General features: G+C 63.9%; 18 protein-coding genes. 8 read left to right on the forward strand and 10 right to left on the reverse strand.

Features of this window, described 5'->3' with window-relative positions:
• Positions 1–140 precede the first annotated feature (140 nt).
• Positions 141–1,121, reverse strand: coding sequence for a substrate-binding domain-containing protein (locus Pan44_RS04655; RefSeq protein ID WP_197453849.1), 981 nt, complete (start codon positions 1,119–1,121; stop codon positions 141–143).
• A 534-nt stretch (positions 1,122–1,655) separates the two neighbouring features.
• Here Pan44_RS04655 and Pan44_RS04660 point away from each other — a divergent pair.
• From Pan44_RS04660 to Pan44_RS04675, 4 genes are all read left to right on the forward strand, one after another.
• Positions 1,656–1,916 carry a hypothetical protein gene (locus tag Pan44_RS04660; protein WP_145027736.1) on the forward strand — a complete coding sequence of 87 codons (261 nt, stop codon included), beginning with the start codon at positions 1,656–1,658 and terminating at the stop codon, positions 1,914–1,916.
• A gap of 15 nt (positions 1,917–1,931) precedes the next feature.
• Positions 1,932–3,314 carry a L,D-transpeptidase family protein gene (locus Pan44_RS04665; protein WP_197453850.1) on the forward strand — a complete coding sequence of 461 codons (1,383 nt, stop codon included), beginning with the start codon at positions 1,932–1,934 and terminating at the stop codon, positions 3,312–3,314.
• 720 nt (positions 3,315–4,034) lie between these two features.
• The gene (locus Pan44_RS04670) at positions 4,035–5,816 is read left to right on the forward strand and encodes a hypothetical protein (RefSeq protein ID WP_145027740.1); all 1,782 of its coding nucleotides are present in this window, start codon (positions 4,035–4,037) and stop codon (positions 5,814–5,816) included.
• A 196-nt stretch (positions 5,817–6,012) separates the two neighbouring features.
• Positions 6,013–6,336, forward strand: coding sequence for a DUF6793 family protein (locus tag Pan44_RS04675; protein ID WP_145027742.1), 324 nt, complete (start codon positions 6,013–6,015; stop codon positions 6,334–6,336).
• Between the two features lie 226 nt (positions 6,337–6,562).
• Here Pan44_RS04675 and Pan44_RS04680 read toward each other — a convergent pair whose 3' ends face one another.
• Positions 6,563–7,021 carry a response regulator gene (locus Pan44_RS04680; RefSeq protein WP_145027744.1) on the reverse strand — a complete coding sequence of 153 codons (459 nt, stop codon included), beginning with the start codon at positions 7,019–7,021 and terminating at the stop codon, positions 6,563–6,565.
• A gap of 239 nt (positions 7,022–7,260) precedes the next feature.
• On the opposite strand from Pan44_RS04680, the gene Pan44_RS04685 reads away from it, so the two are divergent.
• A complete protein-coding gene (locus Pan44_RS04685) occupies positions 7,261–8,472 on the forward strand; it encodes a type II secretion system F family protein (protein ID WP_145027746.1) in 1,212 nt (403 codons plus the stop codon).
• A gap of 18 nt (positions 8,473–8,490) precedes the next feature.
• Here the strand turns inward: Pan44_RS04685 and Pan44_RS04690 are convergent, their stop codons facing one another.
• The 6 genes from Pan44_RS04690 to Pan44_RS04710 all read right to left on the reverse strand — a co-directional run bounded on the left by Pan44_RS04690 (position 8,491) and on the right by Pan44_RS04710 (position 13,869).
• Positions 8,491–9,534: a hypothetical protein gene (locus tag Pan44_RS04690; protein ID WP_145027748.1), complete on the reverse strand. Its 1,044-nt coding sequence runs from the start codon at positions 9,532–9,534 to the stop codon at positions 8,491–8,493.
• Between the two features lie 96 nt (positions 9,535–9,630).
• A complete protein-coding gene (locus Pan44_RS04695) occupies positions 9,631–9,900 on the reverse strand; it encodes a hypothetical protein (RefSeq protein ID WP_145027750.1) in 270 nt (89 codons plus the stop codon).
• 215 nt (positions 9,901–10,115) lie between these two features.
• The gene (locus Pan44_RS04700; protein WP_145027752.1) at positions 10,116–10,436 is read right to left on the reverse strand and encodes a hypothetical protein; all 321 of its coding nucleotides are present in this window, start codon (positions 10,434–10,436) and stop codon (positions 10,116–10,118) included.
• A gap of 12 nt (positions 10,437–10,448) precedes the next feature.
• On the reverse strand, positions 10,449–12,317 hold the full coding sequence (gene treZ / locus Pan44_RS04705) for a malto-oligosyltrehalose trehalohydrolase (RefSeq protein ID WP_145027754.1): 1,869 nt from the start codon (positions 12,315–12,317) through the stop codon (positions 10,449–10,451).
• 137 nt (positions 12,318–12,454) lie between these two features.
• Entirely contained in the window at positions 12,455–12,640 is a 186-nt protein-coding gene (locus Pan44_RS27765) for a hypothetical protein (RefSeq protein WP_231754226.1), read from the reverse strand.
• Between the two features lie 83 nt (positions 12,641–12,723).
• Positions 12,724–13,869 carry a glycosyltransferase family 2 protein gene (locus Pan44_RS04710; protein WP_145027756.1) on the reverse strand — a complete coding sequence of 382 codons (1,146 nt, stop codon included), beginning with the start codon at positions 13,867–13,869 and terminating at the stop codon, positions 12,724–12,726.
• 171 nt (positions 13,870–14,040) lie between these two features.
• Between Pan44_RS04710 and Pan44_RS04715 the strand changes: the two genes are divergently transcribed.
• Complete coding sequence (locus Pan44_RS04715) at positions 14,041–14,385, forward strand: hypothetical protein (protein WP_145027758.1); 345 nt, start codon at positions 14,041–14,043, stop codon at positions 14,383–14,385.
• Between the two features lie 7 nt (positions 14,386–14,392).
• Here Pan44_RS04715 and Pan44_RS04720 read toward each other — a convergent pair whose 3' ends face one another.
• The gene (locus Pan44_RS04720; RefSeq protein ID WP_197453851.1) at positions 14,393–15,295 is read right to left on the reverse strand and encodes a DUF1559 domain-containing protein; all 903 of its coding nucleotides are present in this window, start codon (positions 15,293–15,295) and stop codon (positions 14,393–14,395) included.
• A 157-nt stretch (positions 15,296–15,452) separates the two neighbouring features.
• Between Pan44_RS04720 and Pan44_RS04725 the strand changes: the two genes are divergently transcribed.
• Positions 15,453–16,130: a class I SAM-dependent methyltransferase gene (locus Pan44_RS04725; RefSeq protein WP_145027762.1), complete on the forward strand. Its 678-nt coding sequence runs from the start codon at positions 15,453–15,455 to the stop codon at positions 16,128–16,130.
• A 4-nt stretch (positions 16,131–16,134) separates the two neighbouring features.
• On the opposite strand, the gene Pan44_RS04730 is transcribed toward Pan44_RS04725, so the two are convergent.
• The gene (locus tag Pan44_RS04730; protein WP_145027763.1) at positions 16,135–16,761 is read right to left on the reverse strand and encodes a phosphopantothenoylcysteine decarboxylase domain-containing protein; all 627 of its coding nucleotides are present in this window, start codon (positions 16,759–16,761) and stop codon (positions 16,135–16,137) included.
• Between the two features lie 75 nt (positions 16,762–16,836).
• On the opposite strand from Pan44_RS04730, the gene Pan44_RS04735 reads away from it, so the two are divergent.
• Positions 16,837–17,571 carry an alpha/beta hydrolase gene (locus tag Pan44_RS04735; RefSeq protein ID WP_145027765.1) on the forward strand — a complete coding sequence of 245 codons (735 nt, stop codon included), beginning with the start codon at positions 16,837–16,839 and terminating at the stop codon, positions 17,569–17,571.
• The last annotated feature ends 89 nt before the right edge of the window (positions 17,572–17,660 follow it).

Here is a 17,660-nt window from a genome sequence, read left to right on the forward strand (position 1 = left end):
ATTCACTCCCGAGATGTATTGTTGGGAATCGGGCCGAGGGAAAGCTCGGCCCGAGCAGCCGCGGCGAATGACGCCGCACGTATGGAAGGGCTTTGTCGTCGGTCGCACGGCTCACCGAGCCGTGGCACGCCGCAAGGGACTCAGTTCAGCGAGTTGAGGCCGACGGCCTCGAGAGCGACGCGTGCCGGAGCGGACGTCACCGGCTGGAAGCCGGACTTCACGACGCCTTCCTGACCCATGGTGCTGAAGATGAACTTGTAGAACTCTTTCTCCGCTTCCGAAGGAGGCGATTTGGGATTGTAGTTCACCAGCATGTGCTGCGGGCGGACGAGGGGATACATGCCGGCGTCGGCTTCCGGAGAATCGACTCCGATCGCCTTCTGGCCGTCCGCGATCGAGACGGCGATCGCCTTGGTTCCCCGCAGGATGTACATGTTGCCGGCGAAGCTGATCGCGCCCGGATCGGCGGCGACGGCCTTGGCGACGTTGATGTACGAGTCCATCTTGGCGGCGTCGGTCCGGAACTCTTCACCGGCCATGACAACCTGGCGGAAGGTCGCTGGGGCGCCGGTCGGCTCATCGCGAATAATGACCTTCACCGGAGCGTTCAGCTGCGTGCCGAGGGCCGACCAGTTGGCCGCGGCCTCTCCGCCGCGCTTCCGCGTGGCAGAGAAGATGGAGTCCAGCTGGGTCAGGGTCAGCGATTCCACCGGGCTGTTGGCGTTCACGAGGACGGCGATGCGTTCCATGCTCGAGATGACGATGGTCGGATCGTGGCCGGTGACCTTCTTGAAATCGGCCTTCTCTTCGGGAAGGACTTCCCGGCTCATGAGCGCGAAATGGGCCTGCTTGTCGCGGACGGCTTCGACCGAGCGGGTGGAGCTGGCCGAAACGAGATTGAACTTCACGTTGGGATAGAATGCGCTGAACTGCTGCACCCAGACGCCAGCCAGCTGCATCATCGCGTCCGAGCCGGCGATGGTGATTTCGCCGTTGAGGGCGCTGACCGGGCGATAGGCCGGCAGGTGGCTGTCGACCATCGGGGCTTGCGCGCGGGCGCTGTCGGCGGCGATGCCGAGCACGAGTGTGGCCGTGCCGATCCATGCCAGGAACTTCTTCATTTCGATTCCCTCCTTGGTTCCGAAGCCGCTGAATATGAACCCGGGCTGCGTGTGGGGAAGTCTGGAATCGCGACAACAGCCCGCCGCGAACATCGCACGCGCGGCGGATCCCAACGATCCGCCCCCCTGACTTCCTCGAACGCCAGCATCCCGAGCGGAGCGCTGCGGAGGCGCTCCCCATCGACGTCCCGGCAGTTTCTGCCGGTTCGGCGATTCGCGCGGACTATAAGCGCGCTGCGGAAAACCCGACAATAGGAGATTTGGGAGCCTTCCCCGAGGAGGGGCCCCAGGACCCGGAGGCCCCCGGAATGACTGGAATTACTGGCGGTTCCTTCCCGCGCGGACGCTTCGCGGATCCGCCATGCCGGGCCTGCTTCCGGTCACCGCTTCCTCTCATGACGGTCGGCGGACGGTCAGGGACTCGGGTTGGCGGATTCGGGCGGCGCGCATAGATTCCCGCCCCTTCCCCTGTTGTCATTTCCTGCAAGACGCGTCTCCCCGGCGCGAGCTTCCTTTCCCCGGGAGGCTGCTTTCATGACGCACTCCATACTCCGACCTGCTTCCTGCCGGCTCGCCTGCGTGCTCGCGATCTGGTCCGCCGCCTCCGGTTGTGAGGCGCTGAGCCCGCAGCAGCTTTGGAAGTTGAACCGTCAGCCCAACATGGATCGCGGCGACGCCTATTTCAGCGTTCCCGCGGAGACGGACTTCACGGGCGACGAGGCCGATCTCGTCACCCACCTGGACGCGCCGCCCGCCATGACGTCGAAGGCCGCCGGCCGCCCACACGGATTCTGATCAAGGATGACCGACATGCGTCGCACGACTCATCGAACGCTTCTGCAATCGTTCCGTTTCTGGTTCGTACTGCTGTCGGTGTTTGCGCTTGCGGCCGCCTGGAAGCTCGACCTGTTCGGCAACCGTCATCGCGCGGAGAAGAAGGTTGCGTCCGAGACGCTTCCGGACGTCGACGAGGATCTCGAATCGGTCGAGATGCTCAGTGACGTTTCGAAAGGCGTGACGTCTTCGGCCCCGGAGCCGATCGATCTGGGCGACGTGTCCCCGGCGCCGCTTCCTCCGCGTGAGGCTGCCCGCCCCCGGAATTCCGCTCCCCTGGCGAAGATGCCCGCGGTCACTCCGCGTCCGGCCGAGCCCCGCAACCCGTTCGGGCCGGCCAATCCCGAATTCGTGGCGATGGACGAGTCGCAGGCAGGGCCGGTTGAACGAGCCGTCGTCGAAGAGACCCGCGATTTGCGGGCCTCGGGCGGCGCCCGTCCGTTCGAGCGAACGGAACTTCGACGAACCGCGAGCCTGGAGCCTTCTCCGCCCGACCTGACGACTCCGCGTCCCCTGTCTTCGGAAATCGCCGCCCGCCGCGAGCCTGCGGCCACGTTCACGACCGACAACCGGGTCCAGCGGGCGAGTAATTCCCAGGGTGACGACCGCGTCCCGGGTGTCGAGCGGGCAACGGCCTCCTCTCCGCCGAAGCCGAAGTTCGAGTTGCCGGCCGACTCGAAGGTCGACCTCGCGTCGATCCAGAAGCTGATTGGGGATGGCGACGACATCGAGGCCCATCGGCTGATGTCGGAATGGTACTGGAAAGAGCCGCAGTCGCGTCCCGCGTTCATGGATGTTCTGGAGCAGTCGGCCCGGAAGATCTATCTGCAGGCGCATCCGCACTATATGGACCCGCACGTTGTGCAGCAGGGACAGATGCTGTCGACGATCGCAAAAGAGTACGGGGTTCCCTGGCAGTACCTTGCCAGGCTCAATCGCACGGATGCCCGCCGTATCAAGCCGGGCCAGAAGCTGAAGGTGATCAAAGGGCCGTTCTCGGCCGTCGTGGATTTGAGCGATTTCGAACTGACGATCCACGCACACGGCTATTTCGTGAAGCGCTACCAGGTCGGCATCGGCAAGGACAATTCGTCGCCGTATGGGAATTTCAAGGTCCAGAACAAGCTGACTGACCCGACGTACTACGGGCCGACGAAGATCATCGAGCATGATGATCCCGAGAACCCGCTGGGCGAATACTGGATCAGCATCGGAGACAGCTTCGGCATCCACGGAACGATCCATCCTGATTCGATCGGGAAGGCCGAGTCGGAAGGCTGCATCCGTCTGCGGGACGAAGACATCGCGGAGGTTTACGACTTCCTGTCGGAAGGTTCGGACGTGACGATCCGACCGTGATCGGCCGCGTGGGACCTGATTGTCCCTGTGGAAGGAGCAGGGACGTGGCCGGGTGCACATGCCGGACACGCCCCCCACTCCCCGCCCGCTCGCCCGCACCTGCATGAGTGCAGATGGACAGTAGTGTTCATTCGTCACCTTGAGTCTGCCGGGTGTGGGAACAGCGTGCAAGCCCCTTCGGTGACAGCTTGATGTCACACTCTCCGGGACTGCGGCAAGAGGCTGGGCCGCGAGGCGTCTGATGACCGCAGCGGGGAACCCCAGTCGGCGGTCGGCCGGAACTGGCCATTGGGCAGTGGTAAAACAGCGAGGCCCGGCAAGGGGAACGGGCTGTACTGTGAATTCTGTTGCGCGTGGCCGAAGGTGTCGAAAACTCAGGTCGAACGGATTGGTCGTGCGCGTACCCCCTTGCCGGGTCGCGCGCGGCTTACCTAATCTGTCTATTTGATTCCCGACCCTGGTCGCCCACACCCTTCCGATCGCCCTTCCGGCGGGCCGACGCTCCCTTAGGAGCATCCGCCCGGAAACTCGCTCGGAGCCAGATGGCGGCCGCCCGGGCCTTCAGTCGACAACAGTCCGCCACACCGTGCGAAATCCGACCTCACCGACGCCCAGGGTGTCGCCAAGGAGGGATAGCGTTGCGGGTCTGGCGCGACCCACGAGCGGCGATTCCCGAACCCAGCGAAACGGAAGCGCCACAGCCGCCCGAAAGGATTCCCGATGCGATACCTGTTTTCCCTGAGCCTTGCTCTCGGACTCCTCTGCGCTTCTCCCCTTGTCCAGGCGGGGGAGAATGACGACCGGGTCGTGATGTACCTCACGTCCGCGGACGAACTCATTGCCGACGCGAAGCACATCGTCGTGGACCTGGCGAAAGAGGAAAACGCCTGGGCCAACAGCGTCCTGCCGAACATCGAGATCTGGCTGTTCGGGGTCGAGAGGACCAAGCCGGTTGGGCTCGATGTGCTGTTCGATCCGGACACCGGCCGGGCGCTCGAATTCCACGTGCCGATCGAGAACCGCAAGACGTTCCTGAACAGCAACCTGGGGGACGTGGGTGTCGTGACCAAGCAGGATCGCAAGAACCGCGATTTGTACGAACTCAGCGATGTCCTGGAAGGCTGGCTCCTGTTTACGAAGGACGCCGAGGGCCAGGAATACGGCAGCATTGTTAACAACAAGGCGAGCCTGCCGACGAAAAACCCGGTCGGGAAGTTCGACGTGTTCAAGAAGGCCGGCTACGAAGCAGGCCTCCGCTGGTCGGCGCTCGAAGCGACCAAGGCACAGCGGGAAAAAGGCTTCGACAAGATGCTGAGCGAAGTCACCAGCAACATCAAGAAGCGTCCGGACGAGACAGCCGCGCAGTTTGAAATGCGGAAGCTGTCGATCGAGCAGAACATGATTCGCCTGACCCGGATGCTCTCCAATACGCAGGAGCTGATGGCAGGCTGGACGACCGACGTGAAAGCGCGGAAGTACGGCGGAAGCTCGACGATGACCGGCCTGCCGGGTTCGACCGTCGAAAAGAACATCCAGGCGATCGGAACCGTTCCGAGCAAGTTCGCGACGGTGACCACCCCGGACAACTCGGCGATGTCGGCCCGCGTGATGCTGCCATTGGCCGAGATTTACCAGACCGAGCAGGCCAAGCTGTACGAAGCCTCGCTGAATGCCCTGAAAGAGCGGATCGACGGCAAGGAAGACATCTCGGCCGAGGAGAAGAAGGCTCGCAAGGACTTCTCGACGCACGCCATCCAGATGGCGACGGACAGCCTGAAGCTGGGCTGGCTGGATGTGTACGCCGAACTGGTTCCCGCCCAGGGATCGCTGTTCAATGGCCTGGTCGGCGTCCGCGTGCAGGACTCTTCCGTGGCGAAGTCGATGATCGAACTGCTGCCGCAGGCCCAGAAGGGCTGGACGGTGAAAGTGGAAGCGGCTGAAGAGTCGGGCGCCAAGATCCACCTGATCGACATGAAGGCCAAGTTGCCGAGCACGCTGAAGACCTACTTCGGTGATGCGGGTGAAGCCTATGTGGCGACCGGGGATCAGACGGTGTGGCTGGCTGCCGGTCCGGACGCCCTGGCCCGGGTGAAGGCCGCGATCAAGGCTTCGGTCGCGACCGACGGCAAGGCGGACAGCAGCCCGGTCAAGGTGGTGATGCATGTCCATCCCGCGTTGCAGATCGGCAAGTCGCTGACGGAAGACCGTGACATCGAACTGTTTCGCTCGATCAAGGAAGGGGCGATCCTGAAAGGCGGCCAGTCCAGTGGCGACGAAAAGCCGGGCAAGAAAGAGGAAGAGCGTCGCGTGAACCGCAACGCCCTTCAGAACTTCAAGTGGCACGACACGGCCATCAAGGCGCTCGAAGGGGGCAAGGACATGATCTCCCTCGAAGTGAAGAAGGACGGCAACGCGCTGCTTGGCGAAGTGAAAGCCGAAGAGGGTGTGATGACGGCGATCGGCAAGGTGATCGCGAAGTTCACGGTGGAGATGCTGCAGTAGCAATCGATGCGGATTCCGCGTCGTGAGGCTCAGTCGCCGCCCGTTGTCGAGAGACATTCGGGCGGTTTTTTGTTGCGCTCGACGAAAGTGACGCCGCGGACGATCGGGCTCCTGTTGGACGGTTGACGGGGTGCTATACTGGCCCCGGAGTTACGTCGGACACCGTTCCGTTCCATGCGTCGCAGAGGATTTCGCCATGCCGCTGTACGAGATCGAAACAAACGCACATATCATGATCGGGTGGGCAGCGTCCCAGGAAGGCGCCCACGCGATCGCCAATGAGCACTATCCGGCGGAAGAAATTACTCGGATCACCAAGCGGCCTCGCGACATCTGGGTGATCTCCAAGAAGCTCCTGGGAATCGAGTCTGCGGAAGAGCCCTGTGACACGGCGCGCGACTGCCTGTCGAAAGCCCACGGGGACAAACTGCACGCGATCCGGCTGTTCATGCACGAGACGGGCTCGGACCTGCATCAGTCGCAGAAGGCGATCGAAACGAACATGTCGCTGGGCTGGTAGCCCCCTGCGGAGGCGGGTCAAAAACTCCTGGAAGCCCGGCCGCAGCAACGACCGGGCTTTTCTATTGGGACGGCCGCGTTGGTGGAGCCGTGGAGTTTGAGGCGGCATCTGCGACTGATGTCGCTGGCCGACTCCCGCGGCCTGGAAGGCCGTGGCACGACGGGGTTGCGTGGGGGTATGGTCTGTGTGATGTGGTCTGTGTGGATCCGCTCGTGGCGACGAGCGGTCAGCCGCCCGCTTCATCATCCGGCAGGATCATATCCGCGGCCCAGAGGTCTTTCAGGGTGCGGATCAGCTTGAGGAACTCGTCGACCTCGAACGGCTTCTGCAGATAGCCGTCGACCCGTAACGGCTCCGGCAGGAGCACGTCGCGTCCTTCGGTGGCGGACGTCATGACGACGACCGCAATGGAGGCGAACTTCTCGCTCCCGCGGATTTCTCCCAGGATCTCGCGTCCGTTGACATCAGGAAGCAGGAGGTCGAGCAGGACAACGTCCGGCTGGGGGGCGCGTGAGAAGCGGCCATCCTGCCTGAGAAACGACAGCGCCTCGGAGCCGTCCCGCAGCCAGGTGAGGCGGTGCTGGACGTTGCTCCGGCTGAGCGCGCCGATGGTCAGCCGTGCGGCAGCAAGGCTGTCCTCGACGAGCAGGATCTCCATGGGGCGGCCGACAGTGTCGCGCTGCATTTCGCTGTTCAATCTCGGGAAAGTGGAATGGAATGGTGACTGACCGGCCCTGGCTTTTGAACGGCCTGGGGGCGGCAGTTTCCTGAATTCCCGGCAACTGGAGTTTAGTCGTTCGAAACTTTCGGGCCAAACCGGCGTTGAATAGAAACGCCGGCAGCTCTCCCGGGAGCGCTCGCCTGTGGTGCTTCAGTCCGCCACAATCGAACAGCAACTTCCCGTCTCCGCGGTTTTCGATCGTCATGCCCGAATTCACCTACGTCGCCCGCGAACTGTCGGGAAAGCAGACGACGGGTCTGGTGACGGCCCAATCGCAGCAGGAGGCGCTGAGCCAGCTTTCGAGCCGGCAGCTGTTTCCGCTGAAGATCGAGATGGCGGAGGCGTCGAAGCAGCAGCTGAAGGACGTGAGTCGGCGGGTTCGTCCGCGGCATCTGTCGGTGTTCTACTCCCAGTTGGCCGACCTGCTGAAATCGGGCGTGCCGCTGCTGAAGTCGCTGGAGCTTCTCGAGCGGCAGTCGAACTCTCCGGCGCTGACGGCCGTTCTCAGCGAGATTCGGGCGGAGGTGGCGGACGGCACGCGGCTGAATGAGGCGATGCGTCGCCATCCGCGGGCCTTCAACGACCTCGTCGTCAGCATGGTCCGCGCCGGCGAGGAAGGCGGCTTCCTGGAGGACGTGCTCAAGCGCGTCGCGGCGTTCACCGACCACCAGGAGGAGCTGAAAGGGCGGGTCATCGGCGCGATGGTCTACCCGATGTTCCTGATGGGCTTCGGCGGCATCGTCGTCGCGGTGCTGATGGTGTACTTCGTGCCGAAGTTCGAACCGATCTTCGGGCGCATGGCCGAGACGGGCGATCTCCCCTGGGCGACCACGGCGCTGATGGCGATGAGCCATTTCGCCCAGAGCTACTGGTTCATCGCGATCGTGGCGATCGGGGGGGCGGGATACTTCGCCAAGCAGTGGATCGAGTCGAAGGAAGGCCGGGAGAAAGTCGACCGGCTGCGGATTCGCATCATCGGGGTCGGCCGCATCGTGCGCAGCCTGGCGATCGCCCGTTTCTGCCGGGTGCTGGGCACGCTGCTGCACAACGGCGTGCCGCTGCTGCAGTCGCTGCGAATCGCCAAGGACGCGACGGGCAACATCGTGATCAGCGAGGCGGTCAGCGAAGCGGCCGATCACATCACCTCGGGCAAATCGCTCGCCAGGCCGCTGATGGCGGGCGGGCAGTTCCCGAAAGAGATCGTTGAAATGATCGCCGTCGGCGAAGAGGCGAACAATCTCGAGAACGTGCTCATCGATATTGCCGAGTCGCTCGAGCGCCGGACGAATCGCGAAGTCGAAATGGTGGTCCGGCTGCTCGAGCCGATGCTGCTGCTGGTAATGGCGGCCGTCGTGCTGTTCGTCGTCATCGCGATCCTGCTGCCAATCCTCAACACATCGCAGATCGTTTCTTAGCCGCAATGGTCGACCGGCCTATTCGGTCTTCGGGGGTCCCGCGGGTGAGGAAGGCTTCACTTCCGGGAGCGCGAGCGCCAGGGCCGTGGTCGCCCAGCCTGCGGCTGCGATGGAAATGAACTGGTCCGCGCCATGCGGATAGCCCGATTCGAAGTAGGCCTGAAATGGCTTGCTGTGCGAGACGACGTGCCACGAGCCGTCTTCGAGCTGAGTCTTCAGCAGGAACGCCAGCCCGCGGCGGTATGGCGCGTCCGTGGGCGACAGCTGTCCGGTCTCATGGAGGGCGACGAGCGCCGACCCGGTGGCGTAGGCGTCGCCGTCCCGTTCGGCATCCTGCGACCAGCTTCCATCGGACCGCTGGAACTTCAGCAGTTCTGTGGCCGCCTCGCGAAGCTTGTCTTCCGGCGCTTCGACCTCGTGCAGCGCGCGCAGGCGGAAAACGCGGTCCTCCGTGTCGCTGGCGGGCGTCGCGACGAGCCAGTCGCGCAGCTGGCTGCGACGTTTGTCGATGCGTTGCTGTTGGTCCGGCAGGCCGAAGTGACGGAGGCCCCGCAGGGCGACATAGCTGGCCGTGAACGGGCTTTGTTCCGAGGGAGGTCTCTTCGAAACGGAAGCCCAGTGATCGCGATCGGCCTGGAACCTGAGGAAATACTCGGCGACGGCCGCAGTCGTCTCGTCGGGCGTCCATCTACCGACATCGAGCATCCACAGGGCGTAGCCAGCCATGTCGGCCTGGCCTCCCTGCCCTTCGCCCTTGAGGTAACGCTCCTGATTGCGTTTCAGGAAATCGACGGTGAACTGGAGCTGCTCGCGCAGGAACTCCTCATCGAGGTCGAATCCCCGATCACGTGCGGCGTGCATCGCGAAGACCGGCAGCGCCTGGTTGTGGCACATGAAGCACTTCCGCTTGTGCGCGATCGCGCCCTGCGCTCCGGCTTTGAGCAGTGGAAGCGATCGGGCAACGGCCGACCGGATCGATTCTTCCTTCGGGTTCTCATCCGCCCCGCGGACGAACGCAGGGAGCAGCAACACGCTCACGGCAGCCAGACGCCAGGCGTTCATGGGACGACCCGGAGAGATGTTCGGAGAACTGAGTGTTCCGTTTCAAAACTCGATTCTACAGCTCGCGAGTCGCGTGGGGCTATTTTCCCATGCGTCTTACTTCGGGCGCTTCATGACGAACTGCTTCGCTTTCGGCGACGGCCCATCGATCACTGCGACCAGCTCCCAGCCGACGTTCCCCGCCTGGTTCAGCAGCCCGCCGTCAGAGACGACGATGTCATTCTGGCTGATCTCGATAATGCTCTTGTATTCCCACTGCTGATTCTTCGGAGACTGGAAGGCGGTGGCGGGCCGACCCGACGCCGCCAGGGCGAAGAGGCCTCCCACCGCCAGCAGCATCAGGAATCGCTCGACTCGAATCGACATGGGTGCGGGCTCCCTGGGGGAAGTCGAAGGAGGTGAACGGTTGCAGACGGGCGTTCGCGTCCGATTGCAGGCCGATCCCGAATACACTGCCGAATTGCCATACCGCCGTCGAGCCTTCGGCCAGCGGGATCGTCTTCCCGGTCACGGATGAACTTCCGGGAGAACCGAGATGGAAACGCGGTTGAAGCCAGGCTGTCTGGTTTGCGGAGACGTTCTCAGGGGGAACCAGTAGCGTGGGGCGGCGTGATGGCCGGTCGGCCGCAGAGCCTGTTGACCCGCTCACGGAGCTGATTCAACTCGTGATGGTTGGTGGAATCGACCTCGATCTCGATGATCGCCGGGTCTGTCTGTGCCGCGGACGGATCGACCACATCGGGGATCGGCGGTGGAACGCTGACGACCAGTTCCATCCACGGGTGCCTGGCGTCCTGGCCCGTTCCGTGGTGCGGATCGACAAACCAGATTTCCTCGGCCGCGCCGAGCAGTTCGCGATGCTGGTCGGTGATGTCAGCTCCGTGAAATCGCTGGCTGGGCATGGGATCGGGCTTTCATCTCGCGGTGGTCGATGGTCGTCCCAGGACAGCAACACTCTCAGCCGGAAGCACCACTGCCCCGTCCTGAAACCGCATTCCCGGACGGGACGCGAGGAGAACGGGACGGGCTGGGCCGCCCAGTGGAATCGAACGTTCTTCGGACGCGAAGTTGCAGACGACCAGGACGCCGTTGCGGTTTACGACGAGCCATGAGTTCTGAGCGTCGTGCCGGACATCGACGAGGTCGAGCCGCCCGGAGGTGAACGCCGGCTCGGCGCGCCGCAGCTGGATCAGCGCCCGGTACCACTCCAGCATGCCGGCATGCTTTGGCTGGTCCAGTTCCTCCCATTTCAGTCTGGAGTCGGCGAGCGTTGTGGGTGCCGTGGGGTCCGGGACTTCATCGGGCTTCCATCCGAATGAGCCGAATTCGCGCGCCCGTCCGTTCTTCACTGCTTCCGCCAGATGCGGTTCGTCATGGAAGTCGACGAAGTACTGGAACGGTGAGGAGGCGGCCCATTCCTCGCCCTGGAACAGCATCGGCACATAGGGAGACAGAAGGATCAGCGCCGCGCCGATCCTGGACCGGTCATCGCCGACCAGATGGCCAATGCGTTCTCCGCGGGCGCGGTTTCCAAGCTGGTCGTGATTCTGGAGGAAGGCAACAAATCGGGAGGCGCTCAGTCCCTCGGGCGCCCGGCCGTGAATGCGCTCGCGGACGGAGGAATGCCGTCCCGCGTAGACGTAGGGCTGTCTCATGGCGGTCGCGAGATCATCGAGCGAGCCGAAGTCGGCGTAGTAGCCTTCCCGCTCGCCGGTGAGCACGGAATGCAGCGCGTGGTGGATGTCGTCGCACCACTGGGCGTCGAGCCCGAAGCCTCCGATCTCGGTCGGACGCACGATCCGCGGATCATTGAGATCGCTTTCGGCGATCAGCACGAAGTGACGACCGAGCTGCGCCTGAAGTGAATCGACTTCGCAGGTCAGTTCTTCCAGCAGGTGCACGGCCGAGAGATCGACGATTGCGTGAACGGCGTCGATGCGGAGTCCGTCGAGGTGGTAGTCGCGGAGCCACATCAGTGCGTTGTCGATGACAAACCGGCGGACTTCGACGCACCGCGGCCCGTCAAAGTTCAGAGCTGCGCCCCAGGGGGTGTGATGCTGGGTCGTGAAATAGGGGCCAAACTTGGGGAGATAGTTTCCCGACGGGCCGAGGTGGTTGTAGACGACGTCCAGAAGGACCGCGAGACCCCTGGCGTGGCAGGCGTCGATGAACCGTTTGAATCCATCGGGACCGCCGTAGGTCTGATGAGGAGCATAGAGCGACACGCCGTCGTAGCCCCAGCCGTAGTCCCCCTGGAACTCCGCAACCGGCATGACTTCGACGTGCGTGACTCCGAGTTCGACCAGGTGATCGAGCCGCTCGATGGCGGCATCGAAGGTTCCGCCGGGTGTGAACGTGCCGATGTGCAGTTCGTAGATGATCGCCGAAGAGAGAGGTGGGGCCTGCCAGCGGGTATCGGTCCAGCGGAACGCCGAATGGTCGACGACGCGCGACGCGCGATGCGGCCCGTTCGGCTGCCACTGCGACCGTGGATCGGGATACGGGCCTTCCCCGTCGACCACGAATGCATAGTCACTGCCAGGCCCGAGACCGGGGCCGGAATCGACCCACCAGCCCTGCGAATCCGCCTGCATCCCGCGCCGGTCGCCGTCGACGATGATCTGGACGTCTCGTGCTCCCGGGGCCCAGACCCGCGCCGATGGAATCGCCTCTGACTTCACGGAATCGGCCCGCAACGATCGAACTTTCTCAATGGGAGTGAGTGGGAGCGCAGGAGGAGCACTGCGCACCGCGTCGAGATGCGCCGAGGTCCAGTTTAACATCGCACACGACGCGGACGCGCGGCGGAGCTTCCGTATTGGCGGCAAGTAACCGTCCAATGTGGTCGCTCTGAGCGCAGAACGGTCGTGTGCAGGGATCACTATGGCAGATTGGTCGGAAGACTTCTTGCCGCGGACGACTACTTCTTGGCCTGCCCTTTATCGGTGCTGTTCTTCTGCTTCGTTTGACCAACGATTCCCGAAGTTCTGCCCCCCTGGCGGGCGTGTTCTCCGGCCCCTTCGAAGTTACCAAGCCGACGCTTGGCGTCCTGCTGGCTTCCGGGAATTCCAGAACTGGGGATCTGATTTTCCTGATGGCCTGACATCTTCGTTCTCCTGTGACTGAGTAAGACGGGAGAACATTGAAGCACGAAGCGCGCCGAGCGTGCGCGATCGGCATCAGGCATGTTCAGGCGGTTTTCCGCCAGGTGGCATGAAACCGGCCAAGGAGGGCATCCCAAAGGGCGGCCAGGGTGGTTGCGTTCAGGGAGACGAACATCAGGGATGGCCCGAACAGCGATGAGCGTTTGCCGAGGTGCTGGCTCATCCATCCGGCGAACGCCGACACGTAGAGCGCGAACTGCAGCGAGAGCATCACCGAGTACAGAGGCAGACTCATCAGCCACAGATTCGAGATTCCGGCCGCCAGCAGCAGCACGGGCGACGCCAGACGCAGCAACTTGTGCGAGCAGAATTCCCACCAGATGGGATTCCGCCACGGGAGGAGCCAGCGGGGCTGGGCGACGATCAACTGGGCACAGCCGGCGATCGTCCGCCGTTTGCGAACGGATTCTTTCGAGGAGGAGACGGAGGGGCGATCGTAGGCTTCCGCGCCGCGTTCGAGCAGGCAGCGATAGCCGCGCTCCACGGCCTGCATCGGGATCACGACGTCGTCGAGGATCGTCTGGGCCGGGATGGGACGGAACAGTTCCCGCCGCATTGCATAGAACGCGCCGGTCGCTCCGGGAACGGAGCGATAGCGGGCTTCGGCGGTGCGGATCATCTTCTCGTAGGTCCAGTAGAATCCGACGCCCTCGGCGGCCGTTCCGGACGCTGTGTCGCGCCGGAAGACGAGTTCGCCGGAGACGACGCCGACGGCCGGGTCGGCGAAGTTTTCGAGCAGCCGGGCCACGGCGTCCGGGCCCAGGTCCTGCCGGGCATCCAGAAAGAGCAGGATGTCGCCGCGAGCGTGGGCGACGAGATCATTGATGACGCTTGGCTTGCCTCGCCGATCAGTGAACTCGAATCCGCACACCCGGCTGTCGGGGTAGGCGGAGGAGATCGCGGCGGTGGCGTCGGTCGAGCCGTCGGAGCCGATGAGGATTTCCAGAACCTGCGGTTCCGCCGTGGAAGCCAGCACGTTCGCCAGCCGGGCCGTCATGCGGCCGGCTTCGTTGTACGCGACGAGGATGACCGAGATGGTTCCTTCGAAGGCCCCTCTGCTGACGGGACGGCCGCGAAACCGGGCGAGCATCCAGACCAGCAGCGGATAGCCGGCGTAGATGTACGCGAGCAGGACGACGCTGGCCCAGAAGACGATTTCAACGACGGTCATGAGACAGGCTGGAACGGGGGCGATTCTCGAACGGGGACCGCAACTCTACGTTTCCAGGCGGGGAGGTCTGGCGATTCTGCCGGCGACAGCCTGTCGCGGGCCGGTTCTGAAACTCTCCATGTCGATACAATCGGTACAGATGGAACCTGGTCGGGGAATTGGAGAGCAGTTGTGGCGCGATGTGAACGGGGATACCTGTGCGAGGTGTGCGGCGACGAAGTCGAGGACATCACGATCAGTGACCTCTATCTCCGTTTTGTGATGGGGGAAGTGGACGGCCGGGCGCTGATGTCGACCCCTGAGCGTCATCTGCGATGCAATCCGGTCGTGGCCCAGTTCATTGTCGACCCGGACTTCGAACCGGTCGTCGTTGAAGGGCCGTTTGCCAAGACGGAGCTTGATCCGACGGACGTGGCTGCACGGGAGGAGTTCGTGACCCGCGCCTGGCGACGACTGCAGGAGGCTCGTCAGCTCGGCCTGGCGATCAGCGAGTACCCGCTCTCACGCACTCCGTGACCTGCGCTCACGGCCAGCTGGCCGGTTGGCCATCGGCGCGCTGGCCGAGACGCATGTAGAGGTCGACGTCGATTTCGCTGCTCAGGAGCGAGCACGAGCCGTCGACGCGGGAGAAATGGACGCCCCCTTCGTGAGGGCTGGAGAATCCGAGACCGGGGGGCGAGCCGTTGAGTGGGATCTTCAACGGAACCGGCCGGTTCTGTCCGACGATGCCCAGCACGAGTGATCCCGGTCCTTCGAGGAAGGAGCCGTCGTCATAGCCGGGATCGCGGAACGCCCCGCTGACGGCGCCGATCCAGGTGGAGCTGGTGTCGATGATCCGGCCATCGGGTTTCTCGAAAGACGACTTGCGTTCACCGACAAGCAAGGTGTTGCTGATCCCGTCTTCCACCTCTTCCATGCGGGTGGAACTGTTGCGATAGAACATGCCCGGTCCGGAAGGACGACCGGGCTGGTCCGTCAGGCTGCCAAGTCCTGCGACGCCGACGAAGCTGGAAGGGCTCACCGTGACGAGCCCCGCCGTGGTGCTCGCGACAGAAAACGGGGTGGTTTGGGCGTCCGGGCAGAGCAGGGAGGAGATCACGGTCGGATTGCCCGGAAGATCCAGGCGGAAATCGAAGGTGCGATACATTGGCCCCTGGTCGAGGTGAGGCAGGGACATGGTCCCCCATCCCCAGCCGGGACCCTGTTCGACCACCGCCGGGTCGTCCGCTGAGACAGCGCGCACGATGTACCCGGGGGGATAGACGTTATGAACGTCCGAATAGTTCTGAAGTGCGAGGGCGATGTTTTTCAGGTTGTTGAGGCACTGGGTCCGGCGGGCGACGGCACGCGCCCGGCCAAAATGCGGCAGAAGGATGGCCAGGAACGTGGCCACCAGGAACAGGACGACCAATGCCTCGAGATACATTGACCCTGCGCGGGCGTGGGGACGGGGGCGGAATCGATGGCATGAGGCCAAGACGGGCTCCGGCTTCTCGGCGGACATCAGGTCGGTTCACTGCATACGATGCCGTTGATCGTGATGCTGGCGGAATTCGATCCCTGAATGCAACGAGACCTGAAAAATGATCGCACGAATCCTGGAAGCCGAAGTCATGGATTCGGCCGAGGAGGCTCTGGAATACGACGCGATGGATCACGGGGAGGTGAACGCGTGCTTCGCGACCGATTTTCTGCAGGCGCTCGAGCAGGCCGGCCTTCCCGTTGAGTCGCGGGTTCTGGACGTCGGGACCGGGACCGCGCTGATTCCGCTCGAGATCGGGCGTCGAAGCTCCCGCCTGGCGATCACCGCGATCGATCTGGCCGAGGAGATGCTGAAACTCGGGCGTCGCAACGTCGAGCGGGCCGGCCTCGCCGGGCGGATTACGCTGCTCAAGGCTGATGCCAAGGACCTCGCCCAGGCGACTGGGACGTTTGACGCGGTCCTCTCGAACAGCATTGTCCACCACATCCCGGAGCCGCTGTCGGTATTCACGGCGATGCGCGGAGCGTGTCGCGCTGGCGGACTGCTGTTTGTCCGCGACCTGCTCCGTCCGGAGACAATGGACGAACTTGGTGCCCTGGTGCGGACGTATGCGGGCGAGGCGAGCGACCGGCAGCGGCAGTTGTTTGCCGATTCACTTCAAGCCGCTCTGACAGTGAAAGAAGTCTCCGGGCTGCTTCAGGCGGTCGGCCTGCCGGCTGATGCGGTTCAGCGGACGAGCGACCGGCACTGGACGGTCTGCTGCGTCGTGCCGGCGTGAGGTCCTACGACTTGCCGGTGTTCGCGGCGACCCAGTCGACCAGGCTCCGCGCGACGTCCCGTTTGTCGCCGGCCCAATGAGCCGCCGTCGTTCCGTCCTCGGCAATCAGTTCGACGCTGTTCGTATCCGATCCGATGGCAGAGGGATCGTTCAGGACGATCCAGTCGCATTGCTTGCGGCGGAGCTTCTGAAGGGCGTTCTCGCGAGGATTCTGTGCCTCCAGGGCGAAACCGACGACGAAGCGGTCCCCCTTCAGCCGGCCCAGTTCGGCGAGGACGTCGTCAGTCTCGATCATCTCGATCGTGATGGGGCCGCCGGTCTTGGAGAGCTTGCCGGCAACGCGTTCTTTCGGCTTGTAGTCGCAGACGGCCGCAGTCGCGATCACGCCGTCGCAGCCGGGGAAGAGCTTCAGGCAGGCGTCGCGCATGTCGGCGGTGGTGGTCACCGGATGGAATTCGCTGCCGGCCGGCGCCGGGATCTCGACGGGACCGCTGACGAGCACGACCTGCCATCCGAGGGCGGTGGCGGCTTCGGCGACGGCGTACCCCATCCGTCCGCTGCTGGCATTGGAGAGGTAGCGGACGTCGTCGAGGTATTCGCGGGTGGGACCGGCAGTGATGAGCAGGCGCATGCCGGCAACTTTAACAGGGGCCACCCGTCGTGCGAGCGCGGTGGCATCGTGCGTCGTCGACCCTACGATACGGCCATGCTGAACTTTCACCGACAGAACATGGGCGGCCTCGATTGCGTGGTGGCCGAAAGCGACGACACGTCCCGCCAGACGCTGGCGATGATCGTGATGCACGGTTTCGGGGCGACGGGCGAAGACCTGGTTCCGATCGCCGAGGAACTGGTCGATCGCGATCCATCTCTGGGGGAGAGCGTGAAGTTCATTTTCCCGGCCGCGCCGCTCGAGCCCGCTGAGATGCGGGATTATGGCGGCCGCGCCTGGTGGCCGATCGACATGGCCAAACTGCAGCGGGCGATGATGCTCGGCGACTTCCGCGATCTGCGGGCCGATCTTCCGGAGCTGCTGCCCGCCGCGAGGCAGCACCTGTTCGACCTGATTGATGACGTCCGCGGGGCGACCGGCTGGTCGCTCGACCGGATTGTTCTGGGCGGATTCTCGCAGGGTTCGATGCTGGCCACGGATGTGACGCTCCGGCTTCCCGAGTCACCGGGCGGACTGGTGGTCTGGTCGGGCACGCTTCTGTGCGAAAACGAATGGAAGCCACTGATGCCGCGCCGCAAGGGGCTGCGAGTGGTCCAGTCGCATGGCCGGCAGGACCAGATTCTTCCCTTTGCCGCTGCGGAATGGCTGCGGGACGCGCTCGTCGATGCAGGACTGGAAGTGGAGTTTCTTCCGTTCAACGGTCCGCACACGATTTCACAGCCGGCGATCGAAGCGACTGTGAGGCTGCTCAAGGAAGTCAGCCACTGAAGGAGCGGGGATCGAAGCGGGAAGCTCCGGCTCTGCAGGTTCAGATCCCCTTCGGCTTGCGGGCGAGAGTCGATGCGGGCCTCTGAGTC

Origin of the sequence: Caulifigura coniformis (assembly GCF_007745175.1) — a bacterium.
Lineage (GTDB): Bacteria > Planctomycetota > Planctomycetia > Planctomycetales > Planctomycetaceae > Caulifigura > Caulifigura coniformis.

Excerpts from the sequence above, each read along its gene's own strand:
- Pan44_RS04655 (WP_197453849.1), bottom strand. The coding sequence starts at position 1,121 with ATGAAGAAGTTCCTGGCATGGATCGGCACGGCCACACTCGTGCTCGGC.
- Pan44_RS04660 (WP_145027736.1), top strand. The coding sequence starts at position 1,656 with ATGACGCACTCCATACTCCGACCTGCTTCCTGCCGGCTCGCCTGCGTG.
- Pan44_RS04665 (WP_197453850.1), top strand. The coding sequence starts at position 1,932 with ATGCGTCGCACGACTCATCGAACGCTTCTGCAATCGTTCCGTTTCTGG.
- Pan44_RS04670 (WP_145027740.1), top strand. The coding sequence starts at position 4,035 with ATGCGATACCTGTTTTCCCTGAGCCTTGCTCTCGGACTCCTCTGCGCT.
- Pan44_RS04675 (WP_145027742.1), top strand. The coding sequence starts at position 6,013 with ATGCCGCTGTACGAGATCGAAACAAACGCACATATCATGATCGGGTGG.
- Pan44_RS04680 (WP_145027744.1), bottom strand. The coding sequence starts at position 7,021 with ATGCAGCGCGACACTGTCGGCCGCCCCATGGAGATCCTGCTCGTCGAG.
- Pan44_RS04685 (WP_145027746.1), top strand. The coding sequence starts at position 7,261 with ATGCCCGAATTCACCTACGTCGCCCGCGAACTGTCGGGAAAGCAGACG.
- Pan44_RS04690 (WP_145027748.1), bottom strand. The coding sequence starts at position 9,534 with ATGAACGCCTGGCGTCTGGCTGCCGTGAGCGTGTTGCTGCTCCCTGCG.
- Pan44_RS04695 (WP_145027750.1), bottom strand. The coding sequence starts at position 9,900 with ATGTCGATTCGAGTCGAGCGATTCCTGATGCTGCTGGCGGTGGGAGGC.
- Pan44_RS04700 (WP_145027752.1), bottom strand. The coding sequence starts at position 10,436 with ATGCCCAGCCAGCGATTTCACGGAGCTGACATCACCGACCAGCATCGC.
- treZ (WP_145027754.1), bottom strand. The coding sequence starts at position 12,317 with ATGTTAAACTGGACCTCGGCGCATCTCGACGCGGTGCGCAGTGCTCCT.
- Pan44_RS27765 (WP_231754226.1), bottom strand. The coding sequence starts at position 12,640 with ATGTCAGGCCATCAGGAAAATCAGATCCCCAGTTCTGGAATTCCCGGA.
- Pan44_RS04710 (WP_145027756.1), bottom strand. The coding sequence starts at position 13,869 with ATGACCGTCGTTGAAATCGTCTTCTGGGCCAGCGTCGTCCTGCTCGCG.
- Pan44_RS04720 (WP_197453851.1), bottom strand. The coding sequence starts at position 15,295 with ATGTATCTCGAGGCATTGGTCGTCCTGTTCCTGGTGGCCACGTTCCTG.
- Pan44_RS04725 (WP_145027762.1), top strand. The coding sequence starts at position 15,453 with ATGATCGCACGAATCCTGGAAGCCGAAGTCATGGATTCGGCCGAGGAG.
- Pan44_RS04730 (WP_145027763.1), bottom strand. The coding sequence starts at position 16,761 with ATGCGCCTGCTCATCACTGCCGGTCCCACCCGCGAATACCTCGACGAC.
- Pan44_RS04735 (WP_145027765.1), top strand. The coding sequence starts at position 16,837 with ATGCTGAACTTTCACCGACAGAACATGGGCGGCCTCGATTGCGTGGTG.